The sequence below is a fragment of the Saccharopolyspora sp. NPDC050642 genome (assembly GCF_040654735.1).
In the GTDB taxonomy this organism is placed as follows: Bacteria; Actinomycetota; Actinomycetes; order Mycobacteriales; family Pseudonocardiaceae; genus Saccharopolyspora; species Saccharopolyspora elongata.
This window is the reverse complement of the sequence record NZ_JBFAIN010000002.1, coordinates 553,860-569,443: the sequence shown is the minus strand read 5'-3', so window position 1 is coordinate 569,443 and position 15,584 is coordinate 553,860. Positions and strand designations below refer to the sequence as shown.

At 69.5% G+C, this 15,584-nt stretch carries 17 protein-coding genes; 8 read left to right on the top strand and 9 right to left on the bottom strand.

Translation table 11 applies throughout. From position 1 onward, the window contains the following. The first annotated feature begins 59 nt into the window (after positions 1-59). From AB0H93_RS06425 to AB0H93_RS06400, 6 genes are all read left to right on the top strand, one after another. Positions 60-1,637 (top strand): protein kinase family protein, encoded by a 1,578-nt coding sequence (locus AB0H93_RS06425; protein WP_358568259.1) that lies wholly within the window; start codon positions 60-62, stop codon positions 1,635-1,637. A 119-nt stretch (positions 1,638-1,756) separates the two neighbouring features. Beyond that, positions 1,757-2,365: an RNA polymerase sigma factor SigM gene (sigM, locus tag AB0H93_RS06420; RefSeq protein WP_093260861.1), complete on the top strand. Its 609-nt coding sequence runs from the start codon at positions 1,757-1,759 to the stop codon at positions 2,363-2,365. Next, entirely contained in the window at positions 2,362-3,177 is an 816-nt protein-coding gene (locus AB0H93_RS06415) for a hypothetical protein (protein WP_358568256.1), read from the top strand. Before sigM ends, AB0H93_RS06415 begins: the two co-directional genes overlap by 4 nt. A 170-nt stretch (positions 3,178-3,347) precedes the next feature. Next, on the top strand, positions 3,348-4,337 hold the full coding sequence (trxB, locus tag AB0H93_RS06410) for a thioredoxin-disulfide reductase (RefSeq protein WP_358568253.1): 990 nt from the start codon (positions 3,348-3,350) through the stop codon (positions 4,335-4,337). Between the two features lie 35 nt (positions 4,338-4,372). After that, positions 4,373-4,702 carry a thioredoxin gene (trxA, locus tag AB0H93_RS06405; RefSeq protein WP_358568250.1) on the top strand — a complete coding sequence of 110 codons (330 nt, stop codon included), beginning with the start codon at positions 4,373-4,375 and terminating at the stop codon, positions 4,700-4,702. Between the two features lie 288 nt (positions 4,703-4,990). Continuing rightward, positions 4,991-6,139 carry an N-acetylmuramoyl-L-alanine amidase gene (locus tag AB0H93_RS06400; RefSeq protein ID WP_358313089.1) on the top strand — a complete coding sequence of 383 codons (1,149 nt, stop codon included), beginning with the start codon at positions 4,991-4,993 and terminating at the stop codon, positions 6,137-6,139. A gap of 200 nt (positions 6,140-6,339) precedes the next feature. Here AB0H93_RS06400 and AB0H93_RS06395 read toward each other — a convergent pair whose 3' ends face one another. Further along, positions 6,340-6,966, bottom strand: coding sequence for a GNAT family N-acetyltransferase (locus AB0H93_RS06395; protein WP_358568247.1), 627 nt, complete (start codon positions 6,964-6,966; stop codon positions 6,340-6,342). Positions 6,967-7,519: 553 nt separating this feature from the next. Here AB0H93_RS06395 and AB0H93_RS06390 point away from each other — a divergent pair. Continuing rightward, entirely contained in the window at positions 7,520-8,863 is a 1,344-nt protein-coding gene (locus AB0H93_RS06390; RefSeq protein WP_358568244.1) for a PLP-dependent aminotransferase family protein, read from the top strand. A 97-nt stretch (positions 8,864-8,960) separates the two neighbouring features. Beyond that, positions 8,961-9,911, top strand: a complete 951-nt coding sequence (locus AB0H93_RS06385) for a D-alanine--D-alanine ligase (RefSeq protein ID WP_132479445.1) — start codon at positions 8,961-8,963, stop codon at positions 9,909-9,911. A gap of 121 nt (positions 9,912-10,032) precedes the next feature. Here AB0H93_RS06385 and AB0H93_RS06380 read toward each other — a convergent pair whose 3' ends face one another. The 8 genes from AB0H93_RS06380 to rpmH all read right to left on the bottom strand — a co-directional run bounded on the left by AB0H93_RS06380 (position 10,033) and on the right by rpmH (position 15,469). Then, positions 10,033-11,034: a ParB/RepB/Spo0J family partition protein gene (locus AB0H93_RS06380; protein WP_358568240.1), complete on the bottom strand. Its 1,002-nt coding sequence runs from the start codon at positions 11,032-11,034 to the stop codon at positions 10,033-10,035. Next, a complete protein-coding gene (locus AB0H93_RS06375) occupies positions 11,031-11,930 on the bottom strand; it encodes a ParA family protein (protein WP_358568238.1) in 900 nt (299 codons plus the stop codon). Before AB0H93_RS06375 ends, AB0H93_RS06380 begins: the two co-directional genes overlap by 4 nt. Positions 11,931-12,028: 98 nt before the next feature. Further along, on the bottom strand, positions 12,029-12,679 hold the full coding sequence (gene rsmG, locus AB0H93_RS06370; protein ID WP_358568235.1) for a 16S rRNA (guanine(527)-N(7))-methyltransferase RsmG: 651 nt from the start codon (positions 12,677-12,679) through the stop codon (positions 12,029-12,031). Positions 12,680-13,021: 342 nt separating this feature from the next. Next, the gene (locus AB0H93_RS06365; protein WP_358568232.1) at positions 13,022-13,570 is read right to left on the bottom strand and encodes a R3H domain-containing nucleic acid-binding protein; all 549 of its coding nucleotides are present in this window, start codon (positions 13,568-13,570) and stop codon (positions 13,022-13,024) included. 32 nt (positions 13,571-13,602) lie between these two features. Continuing rightward, positions 13,603-14,535, bottom strand: coding sequence for a membrane protein insertase YidC (gene yidC, locus AB0H93_RS06360; protein WP_358568229.1), 933 nt, complete (start codon positions 14,533-14,535; stop codon positions 13,603-13,605). Between the two features lie 5 nt (positions 14,536-14,540). Then, positions 14,541-14,867 (bottom strand): membrane protein insertion efficiency factor YidD, encoded by a 327-nt coding sequence (gene yidD, locus AB0H93_RS06355; RefSeq protein ID WP_358568226.1) that lies wholly within the window; start codon positions 14,865-14,867, stop codon positions 14,541-14,543. After that, a complete protein-coding gene (rnpA, locus tag AB0H93_RS06350) occupies positions 14,867-15,313 on the bottom strand; it encodes a ribonuclease P protein component (protein WP_358568224.1) in 447 nt (148 codons plus the stop codon). The genes yidD and rnpA overlap by 1 nt, the downstream gene beginning before the upstream one ends. A gap of 12 nt (positions 15,314-15,325) precedes the next feature. After that, positions 15,326-15,469 (bottom strand): 50S ribosomal protein L34, encoded by a 144-nt coding sequence (rpmH, locus tag AB0H93_RS06345; RefSeq protein WP_083822226.1) that lies wholly within the window; start codon positions 15,467-15,469, stop codon positions 15,326-15,328. Positions 15,470-15,584 lie beyond the last annotated feature (115 nt).

Here is a 15,584-nt window from a genome sequence, read left to right as displayed (position 1 = left end):
CGTGGGGGATAGGGGTGGCACGCAACCCCTTGCGGACCGGGAGGAGCGGGAGAGGGAAGGTGACCAGCAAACCCACCGAGCAGATCGCGGCGGAACGCGACGAGTCCGGCGACGAGGGTTCGACCGAGCAGGCGCTGACCCCTGGCCGCGTACTGGATCATGGCCGGTATCGGCTCCTTTCCCAGGTCGGCGTCGACGACCGCTGCAACGTGCAGCTGTGGCGGGCCAAGGACGGTGTGCTCGGACGGGATGTCGCGCTCACGGTCCTGGTCGGCGACCGCTCGGACGCCGAGGCGGCGTCGAACGCGCGCCGGACCCTGGAACGCGCGATGCACGCCAGCACCTTCAACCACATCGGCGTCGCGCGGGTGCTCGACGTCGTCACGCAGTCCTCCAGCGATCCGAACGGCGTGCTCGGCATCGTGATCGCCGAGTGGACCCACGGCACCGACCTGCTCGACCTGGTCGCCGAGGGCCCGCTGCCGCCCGGCACCGCGGCCCGGCTGCTGCAGCCGCTGGCCGCCGCGGTCGAGGCGGCGCACCACGCCGGGCTGGTGCTGGGCGCCGACCACCCGCAGCGGATCCGGGTCACGCCGGACGGCGAGATCCGGATGGCCTTCCCCGGCCCGATGGCTCAGGCCACCTCCAGCGACGACGTGCGCGGCCTCGGCTCCGCGCTGTACCTGCTGCTCACCGGCCGCTGGGCGCTCGGCCCCGCGCCGGAGGGCCTGCCCGCCGCCCCGACCGGCCCCGACGGCAACCTGGTCGCGCCGCGCACGCTGCGCCCGACCGTGCCGCTGGAGCTGTCCACGGTCGCGGTGCGCGCGCTGGGCAACCCCGACTCCACGGGCACCACCGGCGGCGTCCGCACCGGTGCCGCCGTGCTCCGCGTGCTGGAGCAGCACGCGACCTTCGAAACCACCAGCACGGTGGGGCAGAGCGGGCAGTCCACCGAGAGCAACGAGGTCTGGCGGCGCGAGGACCCCAAGCCGGACCAGGAGAAGCGCAAGAAGCTGATGATCAGCGTCGGCGTGCTCGCGGTGGCCACGCTGCTGGTGGTCGGCTGGATCGCGGCGTCCCTGATCGGCATGTTCACCGAGAACAACGCCAACCACGGCTCGGGCCAGATCATCGGCGAATCCGGCAACCACCCCGGCGGCCAGCAACCGCCACCCGTCCAGCCGCCAGCGGCCGCGACCCCGGTGAAGATCACCGGCGGCGTGTCGTTCAACACCAGCGGCGACGCCGATGCGCCTGCTCGCATCCCGAACCTGTACGACGGCAACCCCGGCACCTGGTGGTCGACGTTCAACTACAGGCAGCAGCTCGGCCCGGGCGGCATCAGCAACGGCACCGGCGCGGTGCTGACGCTGGAGCGTGCGGCGGTGCTCCGCGAAGTGGTGATCAACTCGCAGAGCGCGGGCACCAAGGTGGAGATCCGGCAGGTCAACGGCACGCCGAGCATGGACGGCAAGCTGCTCGGGTCCGCGGTGCTCAACGCCGGAGACACCCCGATCCAGATCCAGGCCGATTCACCCAGCCAGCAGATCCTGGTCGTGATCACCCAGCTGGTGCCCAACAACGGCGAATTCGCATCGCAGATCAACGAGGTCACGGTCAGCGGCAGCGTCGCCTGATCGGTCGGGAGCGCGCGCCGGGTTCCCCTGGGCGCGCTCCCGATCGTTGACCTGGCCCGATCCATCACTCGTCAGTGGGGCGGGTGTGCCGGTTCACACGAACAGTAAAGTTCTGTTCCGTGTCTGTCCCCGTCAGCTCGGACGCCGAACTCATAGCGGCGCATACCAACGGAGATCCACATGCGTTCTCCGAGCTCTTCCGCCGACATCGGGATCGGCTGTGGGCGGTTGCGCTGCGGACCATGCGCGATCACGAAGACGCCGCGGATGCGCTTCAGGACGCGATGATCTCGGCCTTCCGCAACGCGTCATCGTTCCGCGCCGAATCCCAGGTGACCACCTGGCTGCACCGGATCGTGGTGAACGCCTGCCTCGACCGGATCCGCCGCCGCCAGGCCCGTCCCACCGTCCCCCTTCCGGAAACCGGCCCCACCGAACCGGCGGTGCCGCGCGACGCGATCGCCGAACAGGACACCAGGATGGCGGTCCAGGAGGCGCTCGCCGAACTCCCCGAAGATCAACGCTCCGCGATCGTCCTGGTGGACGTGGAGGGATACTCCGTGGCGGAGACCGCGGTGATGTTGGGCGTTGCGGAGGGCACCGTCAAGAGCCGGTGCGCACGTGGTCGGGCCAAACTCGCCAAACTTCTGGGGCACCTGCGGAACCCAAGTGCAGATGCGAACGTCCCAGATGACGCGATGGCCATCCGTCGACGGGAGGGACGATGAGTGGTGAACAACGGCGCACGGGGGCGCCGCAGGGACCACCGTGGTCCCTGGACCTGCTGGCCGATCTGCACGCGGGGGTGCTGGACCAGCAGACCGCCGATCAACTGCGCGTCCAGGTCCAGGATGACCCGGAGGCACGGGAGATCCTGGCGGCGTTGGACGCCACCAGTTCCGATCTGGCGGCACTGCCGCCACTGACGATTCCGGACGACGTCGCGGCACGCATCGACGCCGCGCTGGAGGACGAGGTCCGGGCCTGGGCCCAGGAGCAGAGCGGTGCTGCGGCACCTGCCGAGCCCGCGGCCCCGCAGCCCGCGCCAGCCGCCGAGGAGGGCGGCCAGGTGATCGACTTCGCGGCGGCCAAGCAGCGCCGCCGGCGGAAGTTCACGCTGGGCGCCGGACTGGTCGGCGTGGCCGCGGCGGCCGCCGCCGTGGTGTTCTCGGTCCTGCCGAACAGCACGAGCTCCGACAGCAACCAGGCGCAGCCCGGTACGACGACCGGCAGACCCGCGCCGCTGGCGCTGCAGGGTGATCAGGTCACGCTGAACGGCGAGCAGTTCGGCGAGATCATGAACTCGGAGCAGTACAGCAGCGCGCTGGCCGATCCGCAGCGGCTCATCGGCTGCCTGCAGGCCAACGGCGTCACGGGCGGCAAGCCGCTCGGGGCGCGGGAGATCACGCTCAACGGGAATCCGGCCCAGCTGCTGATCCTGCCCGGAGGCGGCCTCGGCAAGTTCCGCCTCTTAGCGGTCGGACCCGACTGCGGCCCGGGCAACCCGGCCAAGATCTCGGACTCCACCTTCGGCGGCTGAGCCGCCGGAACGCAGCCCCGCCGGCTCCCGGTCCATGGGACGGGAGCCGGCTTCGCTGTGCCCTGCCGCACCGCCTCCCCATGATCGGGAACAGACCCGAATAGGATCGCGTTGAGCCGGATACGGTCGCGCGCCGAGCGCGGCGGAGACGCTACGACGGAAGGGGCGCGGTGACTGACGACGTCCGCAACGTGATCATCGTGGGCTCTGGCCCTGCCGGGTACACCGCTGCGGTGTACGCCGCACGGGCGGAACTCGAACCACTCGTCTTCGAGGGCACCCAGTTCGGTGGCGCGTTGATGACCACCACCGAAGTGGAGAACTTCCCGGGCTTCCGGGAAGGGATCATGGGGCCCGACCTGATGCAGGAGATGCGGTCCCAGGCCGAGCGCTTCGGCGCCGAGCTGCGGGCCGAGGACGTCGAACGCCTCGATCTCTCGGGCGAGGTCAAGACCGTGCTGGCCAACGGTGTGGAGTACCGCGCGAAGGCCGTCATCCTGGCGATGGGCGCGGCCGCCCGCTACCTCGGCGTGCCCGGCGAGGAGCGGCTGCTCGGCCGCGGCGTCTCCGCCTGCGCCACCTGCGACGGGTTCTTCTTCCGCGACCAGGACATCGCCGTCATCGGCGGCGGTGACTCGGCGATGGAGGAGGCCACCTTCCTGACCCGCTTCGCTCGGTCGGTGACGATCATCCACCGCCGCGAGGAGTTCCGCGCCTCCAAGATCATGCTGGAGCGGGCCCGGGCCAACGAGAAGATCAAGTGGCTGACCAACAAGGCGGTCACCGAGGTCGTCGGCGACACCACCGTCAGCAGCCTCAAGCTGCGCGACACGGTCACCGGCGAGACCTCCGAGCTGGACGTGAGCGGCATGTTCGTCGCCATCGGCCACGACCCGCGCAGCGAGCTGGTGCGCGACCAGGTCAGCGTGGACGACGAGGGCTACGTGCAGGTCCAGCAGCCCACCACGCACACCGGCCTCCCCGGCGTGTTCGCCGCGGGCGACCTGGTGGACCACACCTACCGGCAGGCGATCACCGCCGCGGGTTCCGGCTGCTCCGCGGCCATGGACGCCGAGCGCTGGCTCGCCGAGCACGACGTGCCGGCGGCCGAGATGGCCGCCGAGCTCGTCGGTGGCGGCTACGGACCCTCGGCGAACTGACTCCAGGCAGCACCAAACCGATAGGGAGAAGGAACATGGCCGACACCAACACGGTGGTCGTCGACGAGAGCACGTTCAAGGAAAAGGTCCTGGACAGCGACAAGCCGGTCCTGGTCGACTTCTGGGCCACCTGGTGCGGCCCGTGCAAGATGGTCGCCCCGGTGCTCGAGCAGATCGCCGGTGAGCACAAGGACAAGATCGTCGTCGCCAAGCTGGACATCGACGCCAACCCCAGCCTGCAGCGCGACTACCAGGTGATGTCGATCCCGACCCTGCTGCTGTTCGACAAGGGCCAGCCGGTCAAGCAGATCGTCGGCGCCAAGCCGAAGGCCGCGCTCGAGTCCGACCTGTCCGATTACCTGTGAAATTGGACTCCATCTGACGCAACCGAATAACGCGGTCCCGCCGTCTCTCCGATAGGACAGTGACGGCGGGATCGTGTTTTCGCGCACTCAACGAGATCACCCACCCACGGACCGTTGTCGCACGTCCGCCCCGGTGGCCGTGGGCCGCAGCGCCGGGTCCCGGTACACAAGGCACAATGACCCGACGGGTCCGCCTTCCGGACCCGGCACGCAGAACAGGACCCCGGGTATCCCCGGCCATCCTTCGCGTCGGTGCCAAAACCGGCGCCTGAATCGAGCGAGGAGTGCATGCAGCTGCTCCACCGCGGTGACGTCGGTCCGGCCGTTGCCGAGATCAAGAACACTCTTGCGGCGTTGGGTCTACTTCCGTCCAACGGTCGGACGGGACCGGTGATCTACGACGAAGCGGTGGAACAAGCGGTCCGGGTCTTCCAGCAACAACGCGGGTTGATCACCGACGGCGTCGTCGGCCCGGCGACGTACCGGGCGCTGACGGACGCGCGCTGGCGGCTCGGCGACCGCTCGCTGGCCTTCCTGGTGTCCAAGCCGATCAGCGGCGACGACGTCTTCGCGCTGCAGGAGCGGCTGCTGGAGCTCGGCTTCGACGCGGGCCGCCCGGACGGCATCTTCGGCCGGGAGACCGAGCAGGCGCTGCGCAGCTTCCAGCGGGACTACGGGCTGAACCCGGACGGCATCTGCGGGCCGGGCACGCTGCGGGCGCTCAAGCAGCTCGCGCCGAAGGTCCGCGGCGGGCGACCGGTGTTCCTGCGGGAGCAGGAGAAGGTCCGGCGCGCTGGACCGCGGCTGCGTGGCAAGCGCATCGTGATCGATCCAGGGCACGGCGGTGCGGACCGCGGGGTCTGCCTGGGCAACGTGCACGAGGCCGACCTGACCTGGGACCTGGCCCGCCGGCTGGAAGGCCGGATGGTCGCCACCGGGATGGAAGCGCTGATCACCCGCGGCCCCAACGCGAGCCCGCCGGACGCCGACCGGGCCGGCTTCGCCAACGAGGCCGGCGCCGACATGTTCCTGTCGCTGCACATCGACGCCAACCGCTCGCCGCTGGCGGAGGGCGTGGCCAGCTTCCACTTCGGCACCGGCAACGGCACCACGTCCACCGTGGGGGAGGCCCTGGCCGGTTTCCTGCAGCGCGAGATCGTCGCCCGCACGGGGCTGCGGGACTGCCACACGCACCCGAAGACCTGGGACGTGCTGCGGCTGACCCGGATGCCCGCGGTGCGGATGGAGATCGGCTACCTGACCAACGCCCGGGACCGCAGCCGGCTGCTGGACCCTGCGTTCCGGGACGTCGTGGCGGAGGGCCTGCTGGTCGCGGTGAAGCGGCTGTACCTGCTGGGCAAGGACGACCAACCCACGGGCACCTTCACCTTCGACGACCTGCTGCGCCACGAGCTCGCCCGCGCCGAAGGCGCCTGACCACTCCTGGTCTCCTGCGGTCGACCGCAATTTCAATGGAAATCGAAGGTCCGATTTCCATTGAAATTGCGGCGAACGAAACCCGGGTTCTGCGATGCGGAAGTTCCAGTGGGGATTTGTCGACTTGGTGACTTGGCGGCTTGACCACTCCGGACGCCAGGGCACCTGGGCCGTGGGGCTCAGGTGGTCTTGGGTGCGGGTCAGGCGCCGCCGACCATCGGTTCCGCCGTTTTGATCGTCACCGAGCTCAGCAGCCGCTCCAGCGCCGCTTCCACGTCTTCCTTCCAGGAGATCGCGGTGCGCAGTTCCAGCCGCATCCGCGGCCACTTGGGGTGCTGGCGGACCGTCTTGAAGCCCACCTGCTGCAGGAATCCGGCCGGGATCACGCAGCCCGAGGCCGAGCCCGTCAGGTCGCCGAACGCCTCCACGGCCTTCACGCCGCGCCGGGTCAGGTCCTTCGCCACGTTCTGCACCAGTACGCGCCCCAGCCCGCCGTGCTCGTACTCGGGCTGCACGCGCAGCGCCGTGAGCAGCACCGCATCGGCGCTCACCGGGGCGGTGGGGAAGGCTCCGCCACGCGGCACGGCCGCGGGAGGGGCGTACATGGCGTAGCCCGCCGGAACCCCGTCCACGTAGATGATGCGGCCGCAGGAACCCCACTCCAGCAGCACGCTGGAGACCCAAGCTTCCTTCTCCAGTTCGGTCTCGCCGAACTCCTCGGCCTGCTCCCGGACGTGCGGCGCCAACTCCCAGAAAACGCATCGGCGACACCGCTGGGGCAGGTGGTCGAGGTTGTCCAGCGTGACGCCGACGACGCGTCGCGACACCTGACCTCCTGGAAACCCGCACGAACCCGCGCACATCCGGCGGGAATGTCGCCAGGATAAGCCGCCGCAGGCCGCGACCGGAAGCGCCAGCGCTCACCGTCAGCGACTCGATGGGGTGAGATGGGTTACCGCCCGGTCGGTTTGGTGGCGGGAACCGGCACGACCATCGGCTCCACCATCACCAACCACCGGAGCCATCTGAACAACCGCCGCCGCGACGCCCTGCGCGGCATGTGCGAGAGCTGCCGCAAGCGGCGCAGCCCGCTTAGCCCACCCTCGCAACTCGCACCGCTGCGGGTTCTCAGACGTCGCCTGGCGAGGACAGCCCCGACGCCGCGTTTGGACACGTAAGTCGGGGCTCCCACAGTCCAGGCGGCGTCTGTAACTCCCGCAGGGGGCCGCTACCCGCACCGCTACGCAAAACGAGCCTGGAAAACCTTCTTCCAGCGAGGTGCTGGTTACATGTCGAGGGGGTTGTGGCGATAGGACCTATAGAATCGCCCGATCGTCCCCATGGGATGACCAGAGCGCACAACCGAAACCGGAGCGCGATATGTCGGATCACGGAAGCCAGCCGGCCAAGCCGGAACAGCCCAGCTCGCCCGAGAAGCCCGCACGCAACCTGGACGCGTACCGGGCGCACTACGCCGAGCGGACCGCTGGGATGACCGCCTCCGAGATCCGAGCTCTCTTCGCCGTCGCCAGCCGCCCCGAGGTGGTATCCCTGGCCGGCGGCATGCCGAACCTCGCCGCGCTGCCGCTGGACTCGCTGGCCGCCGAGGTCGCCCGGTTGATCTCCGTCGACGGCCAGGTGGCGCTGCAGTACGGCTCCGCGCACGGCGTTCCGGAGCTGCGCGAGCAGATCTGCGACGTCATGGCGCTGGAGGGGATCTCCGCCCACCCGGACGACGTGATGGTCACCGCGGGCTCCCAGATGGCCCTGGACATGGTCACCCGGATCTTCTGCGACCCGGGCGACGTCATCCTCGCCGAGGGCCCGTCCTACGTCGGCGCGCTCGGCTCGTTCGCCGCCTACCAGGCCGAGGTCGTGCACGTCGCGATGGACGACGACGGCCTGCAGCCCGACGCGCTGCGCCAGGCCATCGCCAACGTGAACGCCCAGGGCAAGCGGATCAAGTTCCTCTACACGATCCCGAACTTCCACAACCCGGGCGGCATCACGCTGGCCCTGCCGCGGCGCGCCGAGATCCTGGAGATCTGCGCCCAGCACGGCATCCTGGTGGTGGAGGACAACCCGTACGGCCTGCTCGGCTTCGACGGCCAAGCGCTCCCGGCGCTGCGCAGCATGGACGCGGATAACGTCGTGTACCTCGGTTCGTTCTCCAAGACCTTCGCCTCGGGCCTGCGGGTCGGCTGGGTGCTGGCGCCGCACGCGATCCGGGAGAAGCTGGTGCTGACCGCGGAGTCGGCCACGCTGTGCCCGCCCACGCTGAACCAGATGATCGTGTCCCGCTACCTGAGCACGCACGACTGGCAGGGGCAGATCAAGATCTTCCAGGAGCAGTACCGCGAGCGCCGCGACGCGATGCTCAGCGCGCTGGAGCAGTACATGCCCCCGGGCTGCACGTGGACGCGCCCGGACGGCGGCTTCTTCGTCTGGCTGACCGTGCCGGAGGGCGTGGACACCAAGGCGATGCTGCCGCGCGCGGTGACCCAGCGCGTCGCGTACGTGTCGGGCACCGGCTTCTACCACGACGGGTTCGGCAGCCGGCAGATGCGGCTGTCGTTCTGCTACCCGACGCCGGAGCGGATCCGCGAGGGCGTGCGGCGACTGGCCAACACGCTGACCGAGGAGATGGAACTGGTCCGCACCTTCGGCACGGTGCCCCAGCGCAGCGTCCAAGGCCCCCAGGCTCCGTCGCCCGACACGGCGTAGAGTTTTCGCCGAATCCTGGCCCGAAATCCAAACAGTCCACTGTGCACCAGGAGTCCTCCTGAGCACAGTGGACTACTACTTTCCAGGGGTGTGCTGAGTGTCTGATCGCTGGGTTGCCGTGCTAGCCGGAGGGCTGTCGCATGAGCGCGAGGTGTCGTTGCGCTCCGGGCGTCGATTGTCCGCCGCGCTGCGCTCGGTCGGCGTGACCGTCGCGGAGTGGGATGCGGACGCCCGGCTGCTGTCCCGCATCGAGCAGGAGCGCCCCGATGCGGTCGTGGTCGCCCTCCACGGCGGGGAAGGGGAGAACGGCGCGGTTCAGGCCGTGCTGGACATGATCGGCGTCCCGTACGTCGGCACCGGCCCGCACGCGTGCCGCAGGGCGTGGGACAAGCCCACCGCCAAGGCCGAGCTGGCGCGCGCCGGACTGGCCACCCCGGACTGGGTCGCGCTGCCGCACGCCACCTTCCGCGAGCTCGGCGCGCAGGCGGTGCTGGACGCGCTCGTGGCGAAGCTCGGACTGCCGTTGATGCTCAAGCCGGACCAGGGCGGGTCGGCGCTGGGCGCGCACGTGGTGCGCGACGCCGCCGAGCTCCCGTCGGCGATGGTGGGCGCGCTGTCCTACGGGGACGCGGTGCTCGTCGAGCAGTTCGTGGAGGGCACCGAGGTGGCGATCACCGTCATCGACGGGCCGGACGGTCCGGAGGCGCTGCCCGCGGTGCAGATCGAACCGGCGGACGGGGTTTACGACTACACCGCCCGATACACCGCCGGGCTCACGAGCTACCGCGCACCCGCCGAGGTCTCGCCGGAGGCCGCCGCCGCTGCGGGCGAGTTGGCGATCGCCGCGCACCGACTGCTCGGGCTCCGCGACGTCTCCCGGACCGACGCGATCATCGACCGCAACGGGACGCCGCACTTCCTGGAAGTCAACGTGTCGCCCGGGCTGACCGAGACCTCCCTGCTGCCGATGGCGGTCGAGGCCGCCGGCCGGTCACTGGGGGAGGTCTTCGCGACTCTCGTCGAGCGGGCGATCGCGCGGTCGCGGTGATCCGCCGTTTCACGTGAAACAAGAGGGCCGGTCTCCGATGAGACCGGCCCTCTTGTTTTGGCCACCAATCGTGATTTTCAATCACTCAAAGTCATCGTCACCGTGACGAAAGACCCCAGTGTCATTGATCGTCGAGTCCACGGGCATGTTCGCCCAAGATCAACTCTGTGACCCGTTCAAGATCGTCCACGGACCCGAACTCGACGACGATCCGCCCCTTCCGCTTGCCGCGCTCCACCTTGACCCTCGTGTCGAAGTGGTTCGACAGCCGATCAGCCAGCCGCTCGAAGCCGGGGGCCTGGATCGGCTTCTTCGCCGCCGGCTTCTCCTTCGCGGGCGCCGCCGACTTCTGGAGCGTCACCGCTTCCTCCGTCGCGCGGACCGACATGCCCTCCGCGACGATCCGCTTCGCGAGGTCCTCCTGGGCTCCGGCGTCCTCCAGGCTGAGCAGAGCGCGGGCGTGCCCGGCCGAGAGGACCCCGGCCGCAACCCGGCGCTGCACCGCCATCGGCAGCCGCAGCAGGCGGATGGTGTTGGAGATGACCGGGCGGCTGCGGCCGATCCGGTCGGCCAGCTCGTCGTGCGTCACGCCGAACTCCTCCAGCAACTGCTGGTAGGCCGACGCCTCTTCGAGCGGGTTGAGCTGAACCCGGTGGATGTTCTCCAGCAGCGCGTCCCGGAGCAGCTCGTCGTCCTGCGTCTTGCGGACGATGGCCGGGATGAACTCCAGCCCGGCCAGCTGCGAGGCGCGCCACCGGCGCTCGCCCATGATCAGCTCGAACTGATCGGCCTCGAGCTCGCGGACCACGATGGGCTGCATCAGGCCGAACTCGCGGATGGAGTGCTGCAGCTCCTGCAGCGCCTCCTCGTCGAAGACCTGGCGCGGCTGCTTGGGGTTCGGCGTGATCGAGGAGATGGCGATCTCGCGGTAGACCGCGCCGGCCACGGTGCCGCCGGTTTCACGTGAAACCGGCTCCTCCACTGACTCGGTGCTCGGCGCGCCGCGGAGCACCGGGCTGCGCAGCGCGGCGCCGTCGGCGCCCGCCGGGGGAGCGCCGGCCGGGGGACCGCTGGGGATCAGCGCGGCGATGCCGCGGCCGAGACCACCTCGACGCTCGGTCATGCTGTCTTCCTCTCGGCCCCCCGCTCGGCGATCTCCCGAGCGGCGTCCAGGTAGCTCATCGACCCGCGCGAGCCCGGGTCGTACGTCAGCACCGTCTGGCCGAAGCCGGGCGCCTCGGAGATCTTCACGCTGCGCGGGATGACCGTCCGCAGCGCCAGGTCGCCGAAGTGCCCGCGCACCTCGGCGGTCACCTGGTCCGCCAGCTTGGTGCGCCCGTCGTACATGGTCAGCAGGATCGTCGAGACCCACAGCGCCGGGTTCAGGTGCGCCTGCACCAGCTCGATGTTGCGGAGCAGCTGTCCCAGGCCCTCCAACGCGTAGTACTCGCACTGGATCGGGATCAGCACCTCATGCGCGGCGACCATCGCGTTCACCGTGAGCAGGCCCAGCGACGGCGGGCAGTCGATGAAGACGTAGTCGGGCGCGAGCTGCTCCACCGCCTCGGAGTTCAGCGCCTCCTTCAGTCGGCCCTCGCGCGCCACCATGGTCACGAGCTCGATCTCCGAGCCCGCCAGGTCGATCGTCGCCGGTACGCACCACAGGTTCTTCGACTGGGTGCTCTGCGCCGCCGCGTCGGCGATGTTGATTTCGCCGAGCAGCACCTCGTACACCGACGGCACGCCGGAGCGGTGCTCGACGCCCAGCGCGGTGCTCGCGTTGCCCTGCGGGTCGAGGTCGATGACCAACACCTTGAGCCCGTGCAGCGCGAGCCCGGCGGCGAGGTTCACCGTGCTCGTCGTCTTGCCGACGCCGCCCTTCTGGTTCGCCACGGTGATGATCCGCCGGCGGCTGGGGCGGGGGAGTTCCAGGGTCTCCGGGTGCAGCACCCGGGTCGCCCGCTGGGCCTCCTCCATGATCGGCGTCCAGCCGATGTCGTCCTTGCCGAAGCTGCTCATCGATGGGTCGCTACCCGGCGCGGAAGGAAAACGCAGCCCGCCCATTGCACGCCCCTTCGTTTCACGTGAAACACGACCCGCTCCGTTTGACTCCGGATTCACCGTCCACGATCCTTTCTCGTTCGACGTGCACCGTCACGACGCCGACCGGACGCATTTCGGGCCGCCGAGACCCGCTCCACCACGACGACGGTCGTCGGCACTTCGAGCACGCCGACGCCGCACGAAACCACCTCGCCGGGGCCGCCACCGACCGCGGCGATCGCCGCGGCGTCCCGTTCGAGTTCCTCCGCCGCGCTGTCGCCCTTCATGGCGAGCAGCCGGCCGCCCGTCCGCAGCAGCGGGACGCACCACTTCGCGAGCCGTTCCATCGGTGCCACGGCGCGCGCGGTCACGGCGTCCTGATCGGCCAGCCGTTCGCGCACCGGGCCCTCCTCGGCACGTCCGCGCACCACCTCGACGGTTAGCGCCAACTCTGTGATGACTTCCTGCAACCACGTCACCCGTCGAGCCATCGGCTCCAACAGGGTCAGGCTGAGATCCGGGCGGGCGATCGCCAACGGGATGCCCGGCAGCCCCGCCCCAGAGCCTACGTCCAACACCCGGCAATTCGGTGGCAGCAACTCCGCAATGACCGCAGAGTTCAACAAATGTCTTTCCCAGAGCCGGTCCAACTCGCGCGGACCGATCAATCCGCGGCGGATCCCGTGCTCCTGGAGCATGTCGTAGAACCGTTCGGCCAACGCCACTCGCTCACCGAACACGACCTGCGCCGCCGCCGGCACACCTTCGGTCAAAGCATTCACCCCGATGTTTCACGTGGAACCAGGTGTCTGACCTAAGCCTGCCGGATTGCGCTCCGCAGCCAAGCATCAACCCACGTTTCACGTGAAACCCACCGCTTCGGGCTCGCAGGCCTGCGGGGAGGAGCGCCGCATTCGGCGATGTTTCACGTGGAACACGGCCCAAACACACCGGTGCTCCTGCCGTATCGGACAGGAGCACCGGATCAGGATATTCAGTTCAACCAACCGCAGCTGCGAAGCTCAAATAGATGCCACCCGCACCGCCACGCAGAGCCGTTCGTTCTCTTAGCTCTTGAAGACGACGACCTTGCGGTTGGGCTCTTCGCCTTCGCTCTCGCTGTGGACACCGTCGACGGCCGCGATCGCGTCGTGGATGATCTTCCGCTCGAACGGGGTCATCGGGCGCAGTCGCGCCTCCTTGCCGCTCTCCAGCACGCCCTCGGCGGTCGACCGCCCGAGCTCCGTCAGCTCCTGCCGACGGCCCGCCCGCCAGCCGGCGACGTCCAGCATCAGCCGACTGCGGACACCGGTCTCCTGCTGCACCGCGAGCCGGGTCAGCTCCTGCAGCGACTCCAGCACCTGACCGCGGCTGCCGACCAGCTTCTCCAGGTCTTCGCCGCCGTCGATGCTCACCACCGCACGGCCGGCCTCCACGTCGAGGTCGATGTCCCCGTCGTAGTCCAGCAGGTCGAGCAGCCGCTCGAGGTAGTCACCCGCGATGTCGCCCTCCTGCACCAGGAGCGCCTCGGTGTTCGACACCTCGGACTTCTCGGCGGTCTCTTCGTTCTGGGGCTCGGCCGCGGACGGGCTCGACTCCTGCACGGTTTCGGACACTGGGTGTCTCCTCTCCAGGGTTCGCGACGAATTCAGCGGGACTCGCCCGGCTTGTCCGCGTCGCGAGAACGGTCTTCGATCACCCCGGGGATCTCACCGGGTTCGTCCTTGGCCACCGGGTCCGCGCTGCGCGTGGTGTCGGTCTCCACCGCGGTGGATTCGACGACCGCGGGCGCGCCGGCCAGCGCAGCCTCCTCGCGGTCGATCCGGCTGTACACCACCCGCTGCTGACCCAGCGTCCAGAAGTTGTTGGCCAGCCAGTAGATCAGAATGGCCAGCGGCAGGAACGGACCACCGATGATCGCGAACATCGGGAAGATCCACAACGTCATCCGGTTCATGATCGCCGTCTGCGGGTTGGCCGCGGCGTCCGCGGTCTGCCGCTGCACGGAGTGGCGCGCGGTGAAGTGCGTGGCGATCGCGGCGGCGATCATCAGCGGCACGCCGACCAGCATCATGTCCCAGCGGTCGGTGCCGAACGTCGCGAGCACCTCGGGGGCCTGGCTGATGGTGTTCGACAGCTTGGCGCCGAACAGGTCGGCCGCCACGAACGAGGCGACGTCGTCGGCGTTGAAGATGAAGTTCGAGGGCGCGCCCGGCTTGAACCCGCTGAGCACGTGGAAGAGCCCGATGAACACCGGGACCTGGACCAGGATCGGCAGGCAACCGCTGAGCGGGTTGAAGCCCTGCTCGGCCTGCAGCTTCTGCATCTCGGCGGCCAGCTTCTGCCGGTCGTCGCCGTGCTTGGCCTGCAGCTCGCGGATCTGCGGCGCGAACTCCTGCATCTTCTTCATCGACCGCACCTGGTGCACGAACGGCTTGAACAGCAGTGCGCGCAGCGTGAAGACCAGGAAGATGACCGCCAGTGCCCAGGCGTAGCCGCTGGCCGGATCCAGCACGAAGCCGAACACCTTGTGCCAGAACCACAGGATGGCCGACACCGGGTAGTAGATGAAGTCCAGCACGCGGGCTACTCCTCGGCAGGTTTCTCGGGTACGCGGCCACCCGCCGCGAACCGCTCACGGGGCGGTGGGACCGGGTCCAGGCCTCCAGGGTGCCAGGGGCCGCAGCGCAGCAATCTGCGCAACGTCAACCAGCCGCCGCGGAACAGGCCGTGCACGGTGAGCGCCTCTACCGCGTAGGTGCTGCAGCTCGGGTAGAACCGGCACGAAGGCGGCAGAAGCGGCGAGATCACCTTGCGGTAGACGTGCACCGGACCGAGCAGCACCCAGGCGAGCGGGCTCGGGCGCCGAGCGGGGGCGCGGAGCCTGTCGTCCTGCTGCTCGTCCGGAGCCATCACCTGGAACCCGTCGCCGGAACATCGGGGGCGATGACGCGGAGCTTGCGCAGCGCCGCGTCGAGGTCCGCACCGAGTTCACGGCTGGACGCACCTGCTGCCGGTGGCAGGGCGCGGACCACCACCAGTGTGCCAGCGGGCAACGCGGGCAGGAGGTCGCGCATCAGGTGCCGGAGGCGGCGGGTGACCCGATGCCGGATCACCGCCGTGCCCACGGCCTTGCTCACGACAAAACCCACCCGGGTCGTGATATCCGATTTCCGGGTGGGTGCCGTATTCGCCTCGGCTTCCGGTAAGGCCTCGCCGGTGCGATGCGGGCCGAGGTCCCGTGCCTGGTCCGCGCGCAGCACGTGGACCACCAAACGGGACCGACCGGCCCGACGACCACGACGGACCACCAGGCGGAACTCCTGGTTCTTGGTCAGCCGGGCTGCCGCGGGAAGCACGGCCGGACGCGATCAGGCAGTCAGCTGCGCGCGACCCCGGCGACGGCGCGAGGCCACGATGGCCCGGCCGGCCCGAGTGCGCATGCGCAGCCGGAACCCGTGCTTCCTGGCACGGCGGCGGTTGTTCGGCTGGAAAGTGCGCTTGCCCTTGCTCACGGTCGGATCTCCCGGTTACTACAGGCACCGATGGCCACGGTGAACCACGGTTCGGTCAAGGTGTCCCTGCCTCGCGAGCCGCAGTCGCCGGACGTGCGGCGATCGGCAGAACCGA

Excerpts from the sequence above, each read along its gene's own strand:
- AB0H93_RS06390 (WP_358568244.1), top strand. The coding sequence starts at position 7,520 with ATGTCGGATCACGGAAGCCAGCCGGCCAAGCCGGAACAGCCCAGCTCG.
- AB0H93_RS06400 (WP_358313089.1), top strand. The coding sequence starts at position 4,991 with ATGCAGCTGCTCCACCGCGGTGACGTCGGTCCGGCCGTTGCCGAGATC.
- AB0H93_RS06415 (WP_358568256.1), top strand. The coding sequence starts at position 2,362 with ATGAGTGGTGAACAACGGCGCACGGGGGCGCCGCAGGGACCACCGTGG.
- AB0H93_RS06375 (WP_358568238.1), bottom strand. The coding sequence starts at position 11,930 with ATGAGCAGCTTCGGCAAGGACGACATCGGCTGGACGCCGATCATGGAG.
- yidD (WP_358568226.1), bottom strand. The coding sequence starts at position 14,867 with ATGGCTCCGGACGAGCAGCAGGACGACAGGCTCCGCGCCCCCGCTCGG.
- AB0H93_RS06380 (WP_358568240.1), bottom strand. The coding sequence starts at position 11,034 with ATGACCGAGCGTCGAGGTGGTCTCGGCCGCGGCATCGCCGCGCTGATC.
- trxA (WP_358568250.1), top strand. The coding sequence starts at position 4,373 with ATGGCCGACACCAACACGGTGGTCGTCGACGAGAGCACGTTCAAGGAA.